Genomic DNA, 17,148 nt, shown 5'->3' with positions numbered 1-17,148 from the left:
GTGTCAGTCACTTCAATGTCGAATGATACGACGCCTTCGCGAGCAAGCCCGCTCCCACATTGGTAATGTGTAAGGCACAAAAAAACCCATGATCGCTCATGGGTTTTTTGTGTTTTCAGCGCCGGGTTTATGCCGGGGCGGAAGTGCGGATCAAGTGATCGAAGGCGCTGAGAGAAGCCTTGGCGCCCTCGCCCACTGCGATCACGATCTGCTTGTACGGCACAGTCGTCACGTCGCCGGCAGCGAACACACCCGGCACCGAGGTTTCACCGCGAGCATCGACGATGATCTCGCCACGGGGTGACAACTCGATGGTGCCTTTGAGCCAATCGGTGTTGGGCAGCAAACCGATCTGCACAAAGATCCCTTCCAGTTCCACACTGCGCAATTCGTCGCTCTGACGATCCTTGTAGCGCAGGCCGTTGACCTTCTGCCCGTCACCGGTGACTTCAGTGGTTTGCGCACTGGTGATCACGGTGACATTCGGCAGGCTGTGCAACTTGCGCTGCAACACCGCATCGGCGCGCAACTGCACATCGAACTCCAGCAGCGTGACATGGGCCACGATACCGGCCAGGTCGATGGCCGCTTCGACACCGGAGTTACCACCGCCAATCACCGCCACGCGTTTGCCCTTGAACAGCGGACCGTCGCAGTGCGGGCAGTAGGCAACGCCTTTGTTGCGGTATTGCTGCTCGCCCGGCACGTTCATTTCACGCCACCGTGCGCCAGTTGCGAGGATCACGGTCTTGGCCTTGAGCTTCGCGCCGCTGGCGAAGTGAACCTCGTGCAACTCACCTTCTTTGCCGGTGATCAACTTGTCTGCGCGCTGCAGGTTCATGATGTCCACGTCGTACTGCTTGACGTGTTCTTCAAGGGCCACGGCCAGTTTCGGCCCTTCGGTTTCCTGCACCGAGATGAAGTTCTCGATGGCCATGGTGTCCAGCACCTGGCCACCAAAACGTTCGGCCGCGACACCGGTGCGAATGCCTTTTCGGGCTGCGTAGATGGCCGCCGAAGCACCGGCCGGGCCACCGCCGACCACCAGCACGTCAAAGGCATCCTTGGCGCTGATTTTCTCGGCCTGGCGTTCGATGCCGCTGGTGTCGATCTTGGCGATGATTTCTTCCAGGCCCATGCGGCCCTGGCCGAAGTTCACGCCGTTCAGGTAGATACTTGGGACCGCCATGATCTGACGCTCATCGACTTCGGCCTGGAACAGCGCGCCGTCGATGGCGACGTGGCGGATGTTCGGGTTCAGCACCGCCATCAGGTTCAGCGCCTGGACCACGTCCGGGCAGTTCTGGCAGGACAGCGAGAAGTAGGTCTCGAAGCTGAACTCGCCTTTGAGCGAGCGGATCTGTTCGATCACTTCGGCACTGGCTTTCGACGGGTGACCGCCGACTTGCAGCAAGGCCAGTACCAGGGACGTGAATTCGTGGCCCATCGGGATGCCGGCGAAACGCAGGCTGATATCGGCCCCGGGGCGATTGATCGAGAACGATGGCTTGCGTGCATCATCACCGTTGTCGAGCAAAGTAATCTGGGTGGAAAGACTGGCAACGTCTTTCAACAGTTCGAGCATTTCCTGGGATTTCGCACCGTCGTCGAGGGAAGCAACGATCTCGATCGGCTGAGTGACCCGTTCCAGGTACGATTTCAACTGGGCTTTAAGATTGGTGTCCAACATACGGGCGATTTCCTTTTTGCTGTTTCGTATAAAGCAGGCATAAAAAAACGCCCGAGCGAATCTCGCCCGGGCGTTTTTATTGGGCGGTGCAGCTTACCGGGTAGGTGCGGAGTTCCGCCCTGATGGTGCGATCACAGACTTAGATCTTGCCGACCAGGTCCAGGGACGGCGCCAGAGTGGCCTCGCCTTCTTTCCACTTGGCTGGGCAAACCTGGCCCGGGTGAGCAGCAACGTACTGGGCGGCCTTGATCTTGCGCAGCAGCTCGGAAGCGTCACGGCCTACACCGCCGTCGTTCAGTTCAACGATCTTGATCTGGCCTTCAGGGTTGATCACGAAAGTGCCACGGTCAGCCAGGCCAGCTTCTTCGATCAGCACGTCGAAGTTGCGGGAGATGACGTGGGTCGGGTCGCCGATCATGGTGTACTGGATCTTGCCGATGGCTGGCGAAGTGTTGTGCCAGGCAGCGTGGGCAAAATGGGTGTCGGTGGAAACGCTGTAGATCTCGACGCCCAGTTTCTGGAATGCGTCGTAGTTGTCAGCGAGGTCTTCCAGTTCGGTCGGGCAGACGAAGGTGAAGTCGGCCGGGTAGAAGAACACCACGGACCACTTGCCTTTCAGGTCAGCGTCCGAGACTTTTACGAAGTCGCCATTTTTGAATGCATCAGCTTTGAACGGTTTAACTTGGCTGTTGATGATAGGCATCGTTGACTCTCCGTCAGGGGTTAAGAAGTTGATGGAGAGAACTTTACCGACTCGACGAACGGAAGGCTCATTGGCAAACCTGATGCTGCTGATTGGATTTCGCTATTAGCCAGCTGTATTAATAGAAGAAAACGGTATCTAGGATTCCACCGGCCTTTCCGTAATGCGTGCCATCCCGAGGAACGGGCTGGCTTCGATGTACCGCATGGCCGACTTCATGTCCTTCCAGCCCACATAACTCATCAGGGATTTCAAATCCCAGCCACTTTGATGCGCCCAGCTCGCAAAGCCGCGGCGCAAGGAGTGACTGGTGTAGAGCTCGCCGGCGATACCCGCCCGCGCCAACGCCTGGCGCAGTAGCGGAATCACACTGTTGGCGTGCAATCCCTCCTCGCCCAAATGCCCCCAGCGATCGATGCCACGGAAGACCGGCCCACGCACCAGTGCCGCCTCGGTGATCCAGTCGATATAAGCCTGCACCGGACACAAGCGTTGCAAGGCCGGTGTTTGATAAGTCTTGCCGAGGTTGTCGCGATCACTCTTGCTACGCGGCAGATAGAGACTGATGCCGGAACCGGCGCTGGCCTGCACGTGTTCAACCTGAAGCCTACACAACTCGTCGCTACGAAAGCCGCGCCAGAAGCCCAGCAGGATCAACGCCATGTCGCGCCTGGCACGCAGCAAACCCGGTCGGTCGCCTTCGACCCTGGCGGTTTGCACTTCTTGCTCCAGACAACCGACCACCTGCTCCAGATGCTGAAGCTGCAAGGGTTCGGCTTGTTTTTCCCGGGCCGGGTGCAGCGCGCGGATGCCCTTGAACACCTTGCGCACCACCGGCGCCTTGGTGGGATCGGCAAACCCCTGGCTGTTGTGCCACTGCGCCAATGCCGACAAACGCAGTTTCAGCGTATTGATCGACAACACCCCGGCATGGGCCACCAGATAACGCGCCACGCTGTCGCTGGTGGCCGGCAGAAAACCGCCCCAGGTCACCTCAAAGTGTTCGATGGCCGCGCGATAGCTGCGACGGGTGTTGTCGCGTGTCGCGGCTTGCAGATAGCGATCCAGCTCGCTCATGGGAAACAAACCTGTCTTGACCGACTGTAGGAGCGAGCTTGCTCGCGCTGACCGTTAACGATGACGCTGGCTATCTGCATTCACACGGCGCTCTCAGGTTTTTCGCGAGCAAGCTCGCTCCTACAGGGTTTGTGTACGGAGAAATAGAGTGAGGATACCTGAAAAGCGCTATCACACGGGGTAATACCAGTATATCCCGTGTCAGCTACATTCATTATTTAACTTTATAGATTGAATGGTACAATGTTTATTTACGTGGTACGTACCACATCATTAAAACCCGGGAGAACTCATGGCACGCGGCGGTGTAAATAAAGCGGTGGTTCAAGCCGCTCGGTTGGCGATCCTCGCTCGCGGCGAAAACCCCAGCATCGATGCCGTACGGATCGAGATGGGCAATACCGGCTCGAAAACCACGATTCATCGCTATCTCAAAGAGCTCGATGACAGGCACGAACCGGCCGAAGCGCCGGCGGAGCCGATCGACGACGAACTGATGGCGCTGGTGGCGCGGCTTGCACAAAGACTCAAGGAGCAGGCGCAGGAACCCATCGACCAGGCGCGCACGCAGTACGAAGAACAACGCAAGACGCTGGAAAACCAGCTCGGCGAAGCGCAGGAGGCCAACAGCGAACTGCACCAGCAATACGAATTTCAGAGCCTGGCGCTGACCCAGGAGTCCGAGGCGCTGCAGGAAACACGCGCCAGTTTGCAATCGGAGCAAACCCGCAACGCCGGGCTGAACCAGGCGCTGGCCGATTTCGAACTGCGCCTGAAAGACAAGGACGAGCAGATCCGCTCCCTTGAAGAAAAACACCTGCACACTCGCGACGCGCTGGAGCACTACCGCAATGCGGTCAAGGAACAGCGCGAACAGGAATTGAGTCGCCATGAAGGCCAGGTGCAACAAATACAGATGGAACTGCGACAGGCTCAACAAAGCGCGCTGGTACGCCAGGATGAAGTCACCCAGTTGCACCGCGACAATGAACGCCTGCTGACTGAAAACCGCGGCACGTTGCGCGAGCTGAGCCTGCTGCAGGAACAACTCAAGCAAAGCAATACCCGCCAGGATCAGTTGCTGGATCAGGCCACCCGCGTCGACAGCGAGCGCACCCTCCTCCAGGAACGCCTGCGCGTCGCCCTGCTGGAAAGCCAGGCACTCAAACAGAACGTCGATGAGCAGTCGCAGCTCAACAAGGCGCTGGAAATGGATTTGGCCAAGACCCGCACGGATCTGGAAGAACGCGTACGTCTGGCCGCGACCCTTGCGGCAGCGGCAGACGCAGCGAAGAAGGATTAACCGGCGACTGGCGTACGCATGGTGACGAACTCTTCGGCGGCCGTCGGGTGCACCCCGATGGTTTCGTCGAAGTCGCGCTTGGTGGCGCCGGCCTTCAAGGCAATCGCCAGACCCTGGACGATCTCGCCGGCATCCGGACCGACCATGTGGCAACCCAGCACCTTGTCGGTCTTGGCGTCCACCACCAGTTTCATCAGCGTGCGCTCCTGGCATTCAGTCAGGGTCAGCTTCATCGGCCGGAAGCGGCTTTCGAAGATCTGCACGTCGTGGCCGGCTTCGCGAGCCTCCTCTTCAGTCAAACCGACGGTGCCGATGTTTGGCAGGCTGAACACCGCTGTCGGGATCATCTTGTAGTCCACCGGACGATACTGCTCCGGTTTGAACAGGCGTCGCGCCACCGCCATGCCTTCTGCCAGGGCAACCGGTGTCAGCTGAACACGACCGATCACATCGCCCAGCGCCAGGATCGACGGCTCGGCGGTCTGATACAGCTCATCGACCTCGACAAAGCCCTTCTTGTCGAGCTTGACCCCAGTGTTCTCCAGCCCGAGATTGTCCAGCATCGGACGACGCCCCGTGGCGTAGAACACGCAATCGGCTTCCAATTGGCGACCATCCTTGAGCGTGACCTTCAGGCTGCCATCGGCCTGCTTGTCGATGCGCTCGATGTCCGCATTGAACTGCAGATCCATGCCACGCTTGGTCAGCTCTTCCTGCAAATGCTTGCGCACGGCCCCGTCAAAGCCGCGCAGGAACAGCTCGCCGCGGTACAGCAGCGTGGTCTGTGCGCCCAGGCCGTGGAAGATCCCGGCGAACTCGACTGCGATATAACCACCACCCACCACCAATACACGCTTGGGCAGCTCTTTGAGGAAGAACGCCTGGTTGGAACTGATGGCATGCTCGTGTCCCGGGATTTCCGGAATCTGCGGCCAGCCACCCGTAGCGATCAGGATGTTTTTGGCGCTAAAGCGCTCGCCATTGATCTCGACCGTATGAGGATCGACAATGCTGGCGTGGCCTTCATGCAAAGTCACGCCGCTGTTGACCAGCAGGTTGCGATAAATGCCATTGAGGCGATTGATCTCGCGGTCCTTGTTGGCGATCAGCGTCGCCCAGTCGAACTGCGCCTCATCCAGGCTCCAGCCAAAACCGGAGGCCTGCTCGAAGTCCTCGGCGAAGTGCGCACCGTAGACCAGCAATTTTTTCGGCACGCAGCCGACATTCACACAGGTACCGCCCAGGTAGCGACTCTCGGCCACCGCCACTTTCGCACCGAAACCGGCGGCAAATCGAGCAGCCCGCACACCACCGGAACCGGCACCAATCACATAAAGGTCAAAATCGTAGGCCATTTTCAATCTCCTCGGCAGGCCAACAGCATACCTGCGGACATTTGTGGGGCAAGCGCTGCAGTCGATATGGGGCCTGAAAATGAAAAAGCCACCCGAAGGTGGCTTTTCAAAACAATCAGGTCGCTGGCTATCAGTACGCCTTGCCCGTCTTGTAGAAGTTCTCGAAGCAGAAGTTGGTCGCGTCGATGTAGCCTTCGGCGCCACCGCAGTCGAAACGCTTGCCCTTGAACTTGTAGGCAATCACGCAACCGTCCTGCGCCTGTTTCATCAGGGCGTCAGTGATCTGGATCTCGCCGCCTTTGCCTGGCTCGGTTTGTTCGATCAGGCTGAAGATGTCCGGGGTCATGATGTAACGACCGATGATCGCCAGGTTCGACGGGGCATCTTCCGGCTTTGGCTTCTCGACCATGTTGCGCACGCGGTACAGGTCGTCACCAATCAGGTCGCCAGCAATCACACCGTATTTGCTGGTTTCTTGCGGGTCGACTTCCATGATCGCGACGATGGTGCAGCGATACTGCTTGTACAGCTTGACCATCTGCTTGAGGACGCCGTCACCTTCCAGGTTGACGCACAGGTCATCCGCCAACACCACGGCGAACGGCTCGTCGCCGATCAGCGGACGACCGGTCAGGATCGCGTGGCCCAGACCTTTCATTTCAGTCTGGCGGGTGTAGGAGAACGAGCACTCGTCCAGCAGGCGGCGGATGCCGACCAGGTATTTTTCCTTGTCGGTGCCCTTGATCTGGTTTTCCAGCTCGTAGCTGATGTCGAAGTGGTCTTCCAGGGCACGCTTGCCGCGACCGGTAACGATGGAGATTTCGTTCAAGCCGGCATCCAGTGCTTCTTCGACGCCGTACTGGATCAGTGGCTTGTTCACCACCGGCAGCATTTCTTTGGGCATGGCTTTAGTCGCTGGCAGGAAGCGAGTACCGTAACCGGCTGCTGGGAACAAGCATTTCTTGATCATATAAGTCCTTGAAAGGGCTGTGTGTACGAGTTTCGGCGCAGTCTAATCAGGCGGCGTGCACCTTACAATGCCCCGCGCTGGCTAACCGATGTCAACATAGAGAAATATTCTTGCCGATAGTTCCCTGCGGACGTGCACAGGTCACTTCGCAACCTATTATGCATAGCAGAAACCTGCGTAATTGCACGGTTTTCACTGATCCGCAGCGACCTGCCCTACGCCCATTGGCACCCGTTGCGTGCGTTTGCCGGTATCATGGCGCGATTGAACCAGACAACGAGGCAAATAGATGTCGGAAGCAAAAAGCGTCAACGGATTCCTGATCAACAAGCTGAAAGACGGTCAATGGTGGGTGGCCAGTGTCGGCGGTGAAAACATCGCCGGACCTTTCCCTTCCGAAGCCCTGGCAATCGAGGTGGCTTCGGTGCTGGAGCTGGAGCACCCGGAACCGAAGCGACGCGGCAAGGACAAGAACTGATCGACGTCCGATGCGAAAAGCCCTGCCATTGCGCAGGGCTTTTTTTCACTGGTCTGGATTCAACTCGGACCCGGCCCTTGTAGGAGCTGGCTTGCCAGCGATGGTCGTTAACGATAACGCGCATGACCTGGATAAACGCGGCGCACTGGAGTCCATCGCCAGCAAGCCGGCTCCTACAGTTTGGCGTTCACATCATTTCCACTCGGACGCGGTCCCTTGTAGGAGCTGGCTTGCCAGCGATGATCGTTAACGATAACGCGTGCAAACGGATAAACGCGGCGCACTTGAGCCCATCGCCGGCAAGCCGGCTCCTACAGGGATTGCGTTATCGGTGTTTCCCGGGATCGCGTGAAGAAGCTTTTTTGTGAATGACGAAAAGAAGTGGCCTTTGGCTATAACCTTTTCAATCCGGCGCTGTCTGAGCCTTAGCCCACTATCCTGACGACGACCACGCCATGAAAAAATTTTTGCCCCTGATCGCAATATTGGCCCTGAGTGGCTGCGCAACGTCGGAAGAAACCTACCTGGGCAACGGAGAGCACGGCCTGTCGATTGATTGCTCCGGGGAAGCCAATTCCTGGGCTGCGTGCTACGAGAAGGCTGAAGCGTCCTGTGCAGGCACCGGCTACAAGATTGTCGGTACCGATGGCACACCCTCGCTCAAGCAGAGCGAAAAGACCCTCGGCGCCGATGTCGGCAACTACAAGAGCCGCAACGTCGTGGTGATGTGCAAATAAGGCGCCGCGCCCTAAATATGGATTTCGGCGAATTTGATTCCAAGCGCGCGCACGGTATCGATCAGGTCATCAAGACGACTGAAGGACTCGACTTCATCATTGTCATCCACCAGGAAATAGCTGCGCCCGGCGCTCTTCTTGAAGAACACGATCCATTCCCCCCGCTCCGCCGGATTCTGAATCACATGGGTGGCAGAGATTAACCCCTCTGCATGGCGTTCCCGGACCTGCTCACGCTTCATATTCGACTCCAGAAATAACAATGCCGCCAAAGCCTGGCTTTGGCGGCATCGGTGCTGATTGTCGATAGTTTATCAGCCGGAAATGCACTCGGTGGCAGCCTTCTGTACATCCTTTGGACGCACCGGGACATTGGACATGCTCTCGTGCAACTTGATGCTGCTGCCGCCCGAGCGCTCTTCAATGTCGAATACGGCAGACGGCCCCGAGGAGTACTTGAGCGGTACGATCACACGCAAGCCCTCCTTGTGCGGCTCGATTTGCAAGGCGCCGCGACTGTCAGCCAGTTTTTCGCTGAGGCATTGTGCGTATTCATGGGGTTTCTTGCCAGAAATCACGCTCATGGTCGGCAGCGTCTCATTGATATCAGAGACGTTCGCACAACCACTCACCAACACCGCCAGGGAAAGAATCGACAAACCCCACTTCATACAAAACCTCCGATAAAGAGGCTCGGACAACGCAGATGCGTTTTTTCTCCGAGACAAACTGCTTTATCGCTCATCAAACGTGAAATTAGCGTTTTTAATTGTCAAAGTGGCCGGATAATAAGGCCTTCGGGCTGATAAACTGCGCCAATCGCCCATGCTATCGTTTTGATTTTGTAGAAAAAGCCCTTCTGGAGGCGCCTCATGAAATTTATCCATCAGCGCGAGCACCTCAATGAGGACGACATTGTCGTCATTCAATGCTCCCAAATGTGCAACATCCGTTTAATGAACGACGCCAACTTCCGCAGCTTCAAGAATGGCGGTCGTCACACCTATCACGGTGGAGCCTTCGACACCTTTCCGGCCCGCATCACCGCGCCGAGCACCGGTTTCTGGAACATCACCATCGACACCGTGAGTCACCGCGCGATCAGCGTGACACGCAAACCCACCCTGACTCACTCGATCAAAATCATTCGCCGTTCCAGCACGAAACTGAGCTGATCAACGAAACACAAGACAGGCAGATACTACCGTGGCCCAAACGACCAAGTACGTCATCAAATACAAACTCAACGGTGAGCGCCGCTTCGAGTTTGCCCAGCTTGAAAAGGGTACCGCAGAAGAAGCCAAAGCGGCGCTGGATGCCATTCATGGACAAGACGACGTCATCAGCGACATCAGCGTCAGCAAAGCGCTGTAACGCGATCCGGAGCGACAATGGACGTCGGCTCCCACTCGCAATTCGACCGCAAGCAGCGGAGTGCCTGCGTCATCCTTGCCGTCCAGACTGGCCACCTCAACAACAAGAGGCCCGGCAATGAGCGAACACTATCTGGACAGGCTGGACTGGCCCCTGCTGGAACAGCAACTTGATCAGGACGGTTACGCCGTCATCCCGACACTGCTGAGCCACAAGGCTTGCGGGCAAATCAGCGCCTTGTACCCCCAAACCGAGCCTTTTCGCTCGCACGTGGTGATGGCTCGCCACGGGTTTGGCCGGGGCGAGTACAAGTATTTCAGCTACCCTTTGCCGGAACTCGTGGCCCGTTTGCGCAGCGCACTCTACCCACGACTGGTGCCCATCGCCAATCGCTGGCATGAGCAGATGGGTTTGCCGGGGCGCTTTCCCGAATCTCATCCGGCCTTCCTCGAACGCTGCCATGCCGCCGGTCAGAACCGTCCGACGCCGTTGTTGCTGCAATATGGTGCGCAGGACTACAACTGCCTGCATCAGGATCTGTACGGTGAGCACGTTTTCCCACTGCAGGTGGCGATTTTGCTTTCAGACCCCGAGCAAGATTTCACCGGCGGTGAATTTGTCATGACCGAACAGCGTCCGCGCATGCAGTCACGCCCGATGGTCATCGGCCTGAACAAAGGTGACGGGCTGATCTTTGCCGTCAACCAGCGGCCGGTCAAAGGGACTCGTGGTTACTACCGCGTGACCCTGCGTCACGGCGTGAGTCGCCTGCACGGCGGCAAACGGCATACCCTTGGAATCATCTTTCACGATGCGTCATGACCCCATGAATCCGCTGACTTTCGATCTGTTTGCCGATGCAGAACCCGCGCAACAGCCCAGGCGCGAGCAGATCGGCGAACAGTCCTACGTACTCAGAGGCTTTGCCCTGCCCTGGCTGGAGCGCTTGCTGCCCGCCCTGGAAGAAGTACTGGCGGCCGCGCCGTTTCGGCAGATGGTCACGCCCGGCGGCTTTACCATGTCGGTCGCCTTGAGCAGTTGTGGCACACTCGGCTGGACCACAGACCGCAGCGGTTATCGGTACACCCGCCACGATCCGCAGACCGGCCGGCCCTGGCCGATGATGCCCGAAGTGTTTTTGCAGTTGGCGCAAGCGGCGGCGCAGGCAGCAGGCTTCAGCGATTTTGCGCCTGACGCCTGCCTGATCAACCGCTACATTCCCGGGGCAAAAATGTCATTGCATCAAGACAAGGACGAACATTCCTACGCAGCGCCCATCGTTTCGGTCTCGCTGGGGTTGCCGGCGATGTTCCTGTTCGGCGGCTTTGCCCGCAGCGACAAAAGCCAGCGCGTTCCCCTGCTGCATGGCGACATTGTGGTCTGGGGTGGCGTGGATCGCCTGCGTTATCACGGCGTGTTGCCGATCAAGGACGGGCATCACCCGAAACTCGGCGAGCAGCGCATCAACTTCACCTTCCGTACCGCTGGGTAAAGATTGCGAATTTGACCGCAAGCGCCGGAGTGTGTGGCAATTGCCCCATGGTTAATGTGCAGGCACCCCCTCAATGGACGTGACGCCATGACAACCCAATCGACCAAGATCACCACTGAAAACGATCCGCGCTGGGCCGCCGTGGTCGCGCGCGACCCCAAGGCTGACGGGCAGTTTGTCTATGCCGTGAAGACCACAGGCATCTACTGTAATCCCAGCAGCCTCGCGCGCCTGCCCAAACCACAGAATGTCGAATTCTTCGACAGCGCCGAACAGGCCCGGGCCGCGGGTTATCGTCCGAGCAAGCGCGCGGCGAAGGATCAGAGCGAACTCGCCGCGCAGCATGCCGCCACCGTGGCCACTGCCTGCCGCCAGATCGAAAGCGCCGAAACGCTGCCCACCCTGGGCGAATTGGCCGAGGCGGCGGGACTGAGCAGCTTTCACTTCCATCGCGTGTTCAAAGCCGTCACCGGCCTGACGCCCAAGGGCTACGCCGATGCCCATCGCTCACGCAAGGTGCGCGAGCGCCTGGCGAACGGCGGCTCGGTGACCGATGCCCTGTATGACGCCGGCTTCAACTCCAACAGCCGATTTTATGAAGCGGCAGACCAACTGCTCGGGATGAAGCCCGGGGATTACCGCGCCGCCGGTCAAAACAATGACATTCGATTTGCCATTGGCCAGTGCTCGCTGGGCGCGATCCTGGTGGCGCAGAGCGAGCGCGGAGTTTGCGCGATCCTGCTGGGCGATGATCCGCACCAACTGGTCTGTGATCTGCAAGACAAGTTCCGGCGCGCCAACCTGATGGGTGCCGATCATGAATTCGAGCAATTGATTGCCAGGGTCGTCGGCTTTATCGAGGCGCCGGCGATTGGCCTGGACCTGCCATTGGACGTGCGCGGTACCGCTTTTCAGGAAAGGGTCTGGCAAGCGCTGCGGGAGATTCCGGTCGGCAGCACGGCAAGCTACGCCGATGTCGCCCTGCGCATCGGTTCGCCCAAAGCCGTTCGCGCCGTGGCTCAAGCCTGCGGCGCGAACAGCCTGGCCGTGGCGATCCCGTGCCATCGCGTGGTGCGCAGCGATGGCAATCTGTCGGGCTATCGCTGGGGTGTCGAGCGCAAGCGCCAGTTGCTGGAGCGTGAGTCGACGTAATCAGCGATTCACATCCACCACCACGCGCCCGCGCAATTGCCCGGCCAGCAAGCGCGGCGCGGCATCGATGGCTTCGCTCAAGCCGATTTCATGGCTGATCAGCGGCAACAGATTGAAGTCCAGGTCCGTGGCCAGGCGATTCCAGGCTTGCACCCGCTTGGCTTTGGGTTGGGTCACGCTGTTGATGCCGGCCAGGGTCACGCCGCGCAAGATGAACGGCGCAACGGAAGCCGGAAAGTCCATGCCCTGGGCCAGACCGCAGGCCGCGACGGTGCCGTTGGCCTTGGTGCTGGCGCACGCATTGGCCAGGGTGTGGCTGCCGACCGAATCGATGACGGCCGCCCAGCGTTCCTTGGCCAACGGCTTGCCTGGCTCGGACAGGGTGGCGCGATCGATGATTTCGCCAGCACCCAGCCGCTTCAGGTAATCGTGCTCCGAGGTCCGGCCGGTGGAGGCAACCACCCGGTAGCCGAGCTTGCTGAGCAATGCGATGGCGAAACTGCCGACGCCACCGTTGGCGCCAGTGACCAGGATTTCGCCCTGCCCGGGCGTCACGCCATTGTGCTCAAGAGCCAGGATGCACAGCATGGCCGTATAACCCGCCGTACCGATGGCCATCGACTGGGCCGCGGTAAAAGCCTTGGGCAGTGGAATCAGCCAGTCGCCATTGAGGCGAGCCTTCTGGGCCAATCCTCCCCAATGCCCTTCGCCCACGCCCCAGCCATTGAGCAGGACGGCGTCACCGACCGTGTAGTCCGGATGCCCGCTGGCCTCGACGACCCCGGCCAGGTCGATGCCCGGCACCATCGGAAATTTGCGCACCACCGGGCTGCTGCCGGTGATCGCCAGGCCATCCTTGAAGTTCAGCGTGCTGTAGGCAACACGCACCGTGACATCGCCCTCGGGTAACTGATCGTCCTCGATCTCTTGCAGTGTGGCCCGATAACCGCTGTCGTCTTTGTCGATCAAAATACCTTTGAACATTACGGCCTCTCAATGGAATCAGTCTGGTGGTGGTGCAAATGAAATAACACATGGCAACCGATTGCCGTACCCGACTTTAAGCCAATCCGGCAGACCGCCGGGCGTTTTCATTGACGGCGGCTATGCTTTTTCGCAACCTTGAAATGCCGCAAGAACCTGTCTTGTCGATGGAGCTGACAATGCCTCAACTGCGTTTATTCACCGTTTTACTGATGCTCTGCCTGCTTCCGCTCAGCGGTACGCAGGCGGCACCCGCGCAACCCGCCCAACCACCCGCGACTCAGGCGCCGGCGGCCCCCAGCTGGCCACAGGTGCTGGCTGCCGGCGACACCAAATTGACCATCTACCAGCCGCAACTGGACAGCTGGGACGGCTACACCCTGAACGCGCGGGCCGCTGTGGAGGCCACGGGCACCGATGGCAAATCCACTTATGGCATCGTGCAGTTCAGCGCCCACACATTGGTCGACAAGGCCACTCGCTGGGTGGCGCTCGACCAGTACACCCTCACCAAGGCCGACTTCCCCGATAGCGCAACCAAGGCTGACAGCTGGGTCGCCGCGGTGAAGCAAGACGCCGAGAAGCGCACCAAAACCATTTCCCTGGACCAACTCGAAGCCGCGCTCGGCGTGATCGCCGCCGAGCAGAAGTCCAGCAGCGCGCCACTGGAAAATACTCCGCCGACGATTATTTCGTCCGAGGTGCCAGCGTTGTTGGTGTACATCGATGGCGAACCCGCCTATCGCCCGGTTGATGGCACCTCGCTGCAACGGGTGATCAACACCCGGCCATTGCTGCTCAAGGACGCACAGGGCAAGCATTACCTGCACGTATTCGATGGCTGGATGGTCGCGGACAACCTGGGCGGGCAGTATGCGCCCCTGCCCTCGCCGTCCGCCGAGCTGGAAAAAGCCAAAAAAGACGCCATCCAGAGTCGCCAGGTGGACCTGCTGACAGGCCAGAGCGACCCGAAGGACAAGATACCGACGCTGGCCAAACCGCCGATTCCGCAAATCTACATCGCCACGGTCCCGACCGAGCTGATCGTTACTGACGGCGCGCCCCAATGGCAGCCGATCCAGAACACCAAACTGCTGTATGTGACCAACACCACCGGGCATATTTTCAAGGAAATCGGCGATCAGGACAGCTATGTGCTGATCTCGGGACGCTGGTTCCGCGCCAGTGACATGAAAGGCCCCTGGACCTTTGTGGGCGCGGACAAACTACCCGCAGACTTCGCCAACATTCCCGATGACAGCCCCAAGGAAAACGTGAAAGCCTCGGTGGCCGGCACCCCGCAGGCCAAGGAAGCCGCCATTGCCGCGACCATCCCGCAGACCTCGGCGATCAAGAAAAGCCAGGTAAAAATGAGCAAGCCGCCGATCGACGGCGAACCGCAACTCAAGGCCATCCAGGGCACGCCCTTGCAATACGTGGTCAACAGCCCGATGCCGATCATCATGGTCGATGCACACAGCTGGTACGCGGTGGAGAACGGTGTCTGGTTCGTCGCCACGTCGGTGCAAGGCCCCTGGGAGGTCGCCTCTTCAGTACCGGCGGTGATCTATTCGATTCCACCCAGTTCACCGATGCACTACATCACTTACGTGAAAGTCTACGAAGCCAGCGGCGATACCGTCGTCGTCGGTTACACGCCGGGCTATCAGGGCTCGACACTGGACCCTGACAGCGGTGTGGTGGTGTATGGCACCGGTTATCCGTATACGCCGTGGGTGGGCAGTGTCTGGTACGGCCCGCCGGTGACCTATGGCTTTGGCGTGGCGATTCGCTACACCCCGTGGACGGGCTGGACGTTCGGCTTCGGCTTCGGCTGGAGCTGGGGCGGCAGCACAGTCGCCGTCGGTTGGGGCTGGGGCGCCTATCCGTGGTGGGGCAATTACGGCTGGGGTTACGCCTGGGGGCCGCATCTGTACCCTGCGCCAATGCCTTGGGGCGGAGCCGCTTACGGCTATCATGGTGGCGCTGTCGCCTGGGGCCCCGGCGGCTGGGCCGGCACCACTGGCAACATCTACCGCCAGTGGGGCGACCGCGCTTCGGTCAGCCGCTACGGCGCCGGTTACAACGCCTGGACCGGTAATCGCTGGGCCGGCCAGGTTGGCGCCTCCTACAACTCGCGGACCGGCGTCGCCGCGGCAGGCCAGCGCGGCGCGGTACATAACGTCTATACCGGCAACTACGCCGCTGGCCGCAGCGGCGTGGCCGTCGGTCCCGACGGTGGCGCCATTGCCGGCCAGCATGTGACGGCCGGCAACGTTCGCACCGGCACCCAGGTCAGCGCCAATCGCGGTGCCGTCTACAACCCCAATACTGGCAACACCACTCAATACGGCGGCATCCATGATCGCAACGGCGGCGTGGCGCATGTCGGCGACAACGTGTACGCCGGCCATGATGGCAACGTTTACAAGCGGACCGACAGCGGCTGGCAATCCATGGTCCAGGGCGGTGCAACCCGTGCCGCCCCAGCCAATACCAGCCAGGTGCAGAATCTCAATCGTGAGTACGATGCCCGCTCCTTCGGCAATGATCGCTTCAACAATTTCCACAATTCTTCCCAGGTGATGAATCACTCCTTCGGTGGTGGCGGTGGAGTCTTCCACCGCCGCTGAAGAAACCCGGCAAGCTGAAATGACGACTGGCCTTGCGCCAGTCGTTGCGTTACAAATCCTGTTCTACCGTCCCTGCCCTGTTTCAACGTCGGAGAACACAGCACATGAACCAATGGCCAGATACCCGCATTCTTGACCTGCTCGGGATCGAACTGCCGATCATCCAGGGACCGATGGCCGGTGCCACGAATTCGGCCATGGTGATTGCAGCCAGCAATGCCGGTGGCCTGGGTTCGATGCCAGCGGCGATGCTCAGCACCGATCAACTGCGCGAAGAGCTGAGAACCATCCGCCAGCACACCCAGCGCCCGATCAATGTCAATTTCTTCTGCCATCAACCTCCAGCCCCTGACGAGCAACGCGCGCAGGACTGGAAAAACCTGCTGCAGCCGTACTACCAGGAACTCGGCGCCGATTTCGCTGCGCCAACCCCCGTGTCCAACCGGGCGCCGTTCGATAATGCGGCCTGCGAAGTGGTCGAGGAATTTCGCCCCGAAGTGGTGAGTTTCCACTTTGGCCTGCCGGAAAAATCCCTGCTCGACCGGGTCAAGGCCACCGGTGCGAAAGTGCTGTCCTCGGCCACCACCGTCGCCGAAGCCGTGTGGCTGGAGCAGCATGGTTGCGATGCAATCATTGCCATGGGTTTTGAAGCCGGTGGCCATCGCGGGATGTTTCTCAGCGATGACCTGAGTAGCCAGGTCGGGACTTTCGCCCTGGTGCCGCAAGTCGTCGATGCCGTGAAAGTGCCGGTGATTGCCGCCGGCGGCATCGCTGACGCCCGAGGCGTCGCCGCTGCCTTCATGCTGGGCGCTTCGGCGGTGCAGGTGGGTACGGCCTACCTGTTCACGCCTGAGGCCAAGGTCAGCCCGTCCCATCACAAAGCGTTGCGTACCGCCAAGGAAAGCGAGACGGCGGTCACCAACGTGTTCACCGGTCGCCCGGCCCGGGGCATCCTCAATCGAGTGATGCGTGAACTGGGGCCGATGAGCGCCAAGGCTCCGGCCTTCCCCCTTGCCGGTGGCGCGCTGATGCCGTTGCGGGCCAAGGACGAAGCGGATTTCAGCAACCTTTGGGCCGGCCAGGCATTTACCCTCGGAGCCGAATTGACCACCGCGGCACTGACCCGGCAACTGGCTGAGGAAGGATTGGCGAGACTGCTACGTCGCCCCTGAGGGTCATCCGCAGTGAAATTGTATACAA

Annotated in this window: 18 protein-coding genes and 1 pseudogene; 11 read left to right on the top strand and 8 right to left on the bottom strand. The window is 59.7% G+C overall.

The features are described from left to right. Positions 1 to 127: 127 nt before the first annotated feature. From ahpF to KGA88_RS27195, 3 genes are all read right to left on the bottom strand, one after another. Positions 128 to 1,690 (bottom strand): alkyl hydroperoxide reductase subunit F, encoded by a 1,563-nt coding sequence (gene ahpF, locus KGA88_RS27205; protein WP_223595535.1) that lies wholly within the window; start codon positions 1,688 to 1,690, stop codon positions 128 to 130. A 139-nt stretch (positions 1,691 to 1,829) separates the two neighbouring features. After that, a complete protein-coding gene (gene ahpC / locus KGA88_RS27200; protein WP_085725808.1) occupies positions 1,830 to 2,393 on the bottom strand; it encodes an alkyl hydroperoxide reductase subunit C in 564 nt (187 codons plus the stop codon). Positions 2,394 to 2,531: 138 nt separating this feature from the next. Continuing rightward, positions 2,532 to 3,470 carry a site-specific integrase gene (locus KGA88_RS27195; protein WP_110660852.1) on the bottom strand — a complete coding sequence of 313 codons (939 nt, stop codon included), beginning with the start codon at positions 3,468 to 3,470 and terminating at the stop codon, positions 2,532 to 2,534. A 38-nt stretch (positions 3,471 to 3,508) separates the two neighbouring features. Between KGA88_RS27195 and KGA88_RS27190 the strand changes: the two are divergent. Further along, positions 3,509 to 3,601: pseudogene (locus tag KGA88_RS27190) on the top strand (outer membrane lipoprotein carrier protein LolA); the annotation flags it as partial. Positions 3,602 to 3,762: 161 nt separating this feature from the next. After that, positions 3,763 to 4,773, top strand: a complete 1,011-nt coding sequence (locus KGA88_RS27185; RefSeq protein WP_110660851.1) for a DNA-binding protein — start codon at positions 3,763 to 3,765, stop codon at positions 4,771 to 4,773. On the opposite strand, the gene gorA is transcribed toward KGA88_RS27185, so the two are convergent. Both gorA and galU read right to left on the bottom strand, forming a co-directional pair. After that, positions 4,770 to 6,128 carry a glutathione-disulfide reductase gene (gene gorA, locus KGA88_RS27180; RefSeq protein ID WP_223595533.1) on the bottom strand — a complete coding sequence of 453 codons (1,359 nt, stop codon included), beginning with the start codon at positions 6,126 to 6,128 and terminating at the stop codon, positions 4,770 to 4,772. The genes KGA88_RS27185 and gorA overlap by 4 nt on opposite strands. Before the next feature lie 130 nt (positions 6,129 to 6,258). Then, positions 6,259 to 7,098, bottom strand: a complete 840-nt coding sequence (gene galU / locus KGA88_RS27175) for a UTP--glucose-1-phosphate uridylyltransferase GalU (protein WP_007975949.1) — start codon at positions 7,096 to 7,098, stop codon at positions 6,259 to 6,261. Between the two features lie 289 nt (positions 7,099 to 7,387). On the opposite strand from galU, the gene KGA88_RS27170 reads away from it, so the two are divergent. Both KGA88_RS27170 and KGA88_RS27165 read left to right on the top strand, forming a co-directional pair. Then, positions 7,388 to 7,576, top strand: a complete 189-nt coding sequence (locus KGA88_RS27170) for a hypothetical protein (protein WP_110660849.1) — start codon at positions 7,388 to 7,390, stop codon at positions 7,574 to 7,576. 455 nt (positions 7,577 to 8,031) lie between these two features. Continuing rightward, on the top strand, positions 8,032 to 8,313 hold the full coding sequence (locus KGA88_RS27165; protein WP_110662526.1) for a hypothetical protein: 282 nt from the start codon (positions 8,032 to 8,034) through the stop codon (positions 8,311 to 8,313). 11 nt (positions 8,314 to 8,324) lie between these two features. Here the strand turns inward: KGA88_RS27165 and KGA88_RS27160 are convergent, their stop codons facing one another. Together KGA88_RS27160 and KGA88_RS27155 are read right to left on the bottom strand one after the other, a co-directional pair. Further along, a complete protein-coding gene (locus tag KGA88_RS27160; RefSeq protein ID WP_223595531.1) occupies positions 8,325 to 8,555 on the bottom strand; it encodes a hypothetical protein in 231 nt (76 codons plus the stop codon). A gap of 72 nt (positions 8,556 to 8,627) precedes the next feature. Continuing rightward, on the bottom strand, positions 8,628 to 8,984 hold the full coding sequence (locus tag KGA88_RS27155; protein WP_223595529.1) for a hypothetical protein: 357 nt from the start codon (positions 8,982 to 8,984) through the stop codon (positions 8,628 to 8,630). A 201-nt stretch (positions 8,985 to 9,185) separates the two neighbouring features. Between KGA88_RS27155 and KGA88_RS27150 the strand changes: the two genes are divergently transcribed. The 5 genes from KGA88_RS27150 to ada all read left to right on the top strand — a co-directional run bounded on the left by KGA88_RS27150 (position 9,186) and on the right by ada (position 12,331). Continuing rightward, positions 9,186 to 9,488 carry a DUF1883 domain-containing protein gene (locus KGA88_RS27150; RefSeq protein WP_110662529.1) on the top strand — a complete coding sequence of 101 codons (303 nt, stop codon included), beginning with the start codon at positions 9,186 to 9,188 and terminating at the stop codon, positions 9,486 to 9,488. 31 nt (positions 9,489 to 9,519) lie between these two features. Next, positions 9,520 to 9,687, top strand: a complete 168-nt coding sequence (locus tag KGA88_RS27145) for a hypothetical protein (RefSeq protein ID WP_223595527.1) — start codon at positions 9,520 to 9,522, stop codon at positions 9,685 to 9,687. Positions 9,688 to 9,804: 117 nt separating this feature from the next. After that, a complete protein-coding gene (locus KGA88_RS27140; RefSeq protein ID WP_223595525.1) occupies positions 9,805 to 10,509 on the top strand; it encodes a 2OG-Fe(II) oxygenase in 705 nt (234 codons plus the stop codon). Then, a complete protein-coding gene (alkB, locus tag KGA88_RS27135) occupies positions 10,499 to 11,179 on the top strand; it encodes a DNA oxidative demethylase AlkB (protein ID WP_110662531.1) in 681 nt (226 codons plus the stop codon). The genes KGA88_RS27140 and alkB overlap by 11 nt, the downstream gene beginning before the upstream one ends. Before the next feature lie 87 nt (positions 11,180 to 11,266). Then, on the top strand, positions 11,267 to 12,331 hold the full coding sequence (gene ada, locus KGA88_RS27130) for a bifunctional DNA-binding transcriptional regulator/O6-methylguanine-DNA methyltransferase Ada (protein WP_223595517.1): 1,065 nt from the start codon (positions 11,267 to 11,269) through the stop codon (positions 12,329 to 12,331). On the opposite strand, the gene KGA88_RS27125 is transcribed toward ada, so the two are convergent. Beyond that, positions 12,332 to 13,315, bottom strand: a complete 984-nt coding sequence (locus KGA88_RS27125; RefSeq protein ID WP_223595516.1) for an MDR family oxidoreductase — start codon at positions 13,313 to 13,315, stop codon at positions 12,332 to 12,334. A 179-nt stretch (positions 13,316 to 13,494) separates the two neighbouring features. Between KGA88_RS27125 and KGA88_RS27120 the strand changes: the two genes are divergently transcribed. After that, positions 13,495 to 15,948, top strand: a complete 2,454-nt coding sequence (locus KGA88_RS27120) for an autotransporter (protein WP_223595514.1) — start codon at positions 13,495 to 13,497, stop codon at positions 15,946 to 15,948. A gap of 104 nt (positions 15,949 to 16,052) precedes the next feature. Continuing rightward, positions 16,053 to 17,120 carry an NAD(P)H-dependent flavin oxidoreductase gene (locus KGA88_RS27115; RefSeq protein WP_223595512.1) on the top strand — a complete coding sequence of 356 codons (1,068 nt, stop codon included), beginning with the start codon at positions 16,053 to 16,055 and terminating at the stop codon, positions 17,118 to 17,120. Positions 17,121 to 17,148 lie beyond the last annotated feature (28 nt).

The organism is Pseudomonas sp. A-R-19, assembly GCF_019956575.1.
Lineage (GTDB): Bacteria > Pseudomonadota > Gammaproteobacteria > Pseudomonadales > Pseudomonadaceae > Aquipseudomonas.
Note: the sequence above shows the minus strand (reverse complement) of the source record. Positions and strands in the feature narration are given on the sequence as shown.

Coding starts and splice junctions, on each gene's coding strand:
- KGA88_RS27160 (WP_223595531.1), bottom strand. CDS start 8,555: ATGAAGCGTGAGCAGGTCCGGGAACGCCATGCAGAGGGGTTAATCTCT.
- KGA88_RS27125 (WP_223595516.1), bottom strand. CDS start 13,315: ATGTTCAAAGGTATTTTGATCGACAAAGACGACAGCGGTTATCGGGCC.
- ahpC (WP_085725808.1), bottom strand. CDS start 2,393: ATGCCTATCATCAACAGCCAAGTTAAACCGTTCAAAGCTGATGCATTC.
- KGA88_RS27140 (WP_223595525.1), top strand. CDS start 9,805: ATGAGCGAACACTATCTGGACAGGCTGGACTGGCCCCTGCTGGAACAG.
- ada (WP_223595517.1), top strand. CDS start 11,267: ATGACAACCCAATCGACCAAGATCACCACTGAAAACGATCCGCGCTGG.
- KGA88_RS27165 (WP_110662526.1), top strand. CDS start 8,032: ATGAAAAAATTTTTGCCCCTGATCGCAATATTGGCCCTGAGTGGCTGC.
- KGA88_RS27150 (WP_110662529.1), top strand. CDS start 9,186: ATGAAATTTATCCATCAGCGCGAGCACCTCAATGAGGACGACATTGTC.
- KGA88_RS27170 (WP_110660849.1), top strand. CDS start 7,388: ATGTCGGAAGCAAAAAGCGTCAACGGATTCCTGATCAACAAGCTGAAA.
- KGA88_RS27120 (WP_223595514.1), top strand. CDS start 13,495: ATGCCTCAACTGCGTTTATTCACCGTTTTACTGATGCTCTGCCTGCTT.
- galU (WP_007975949.1), bottom strand. CDS start 7,098: ATGATCAAGAAATGCTTGTTCCCAGCAGCCGGTTACGGTACTCGCTTC.
- gorA (WP_223595533.1), bottom strand. CDS start 6,128: ATGGCCTACGATTTTGACCTTTATGTGATTGGTGCCGGTTCCGGTGGT.
- KGA88_RS27185 (WP_110660851.1), top strand. CDS start 3,763: ATGGCACGCGGCGGTGTAAATAAAGCGGTGGTTCAAGCCGCTCGGTTG.
- KGA88_RS27155 (WP_223595529.1), bottom strand. CDS start 8,984: ATGAAGTGGGGTTTGTCGATTCTTTCCCTGGCGGTGTTGGTGAGTGGT.
- KGA88_RS27115 (WP_223595512.1), top strand. CDS start 16,053: ATGAACCAATGGCCAGATACCCGCATTCTTGACCTGCTCGGGATCGAA.
- ahpF (WP_223595535.1), bottom strand. CDS start 1,690: ATGTTGGACACCAATCTTAAAGCCCAGTTGAAATCGTACCTGGAACGG.
- KGA88_RS27195 (WP_110660852.1), bottom strand. CDS start 3,470: ATGAGCGAGCTGGATCGCTATCTGCAAGCCGCGACACGCGACAACACC.
- alkB (WP_110662531.1), top strand. CDS start 10,499: ATGCGTCATGACCCCATGAATCCGCTGACTTTCGATCTGTTTGCCGAT.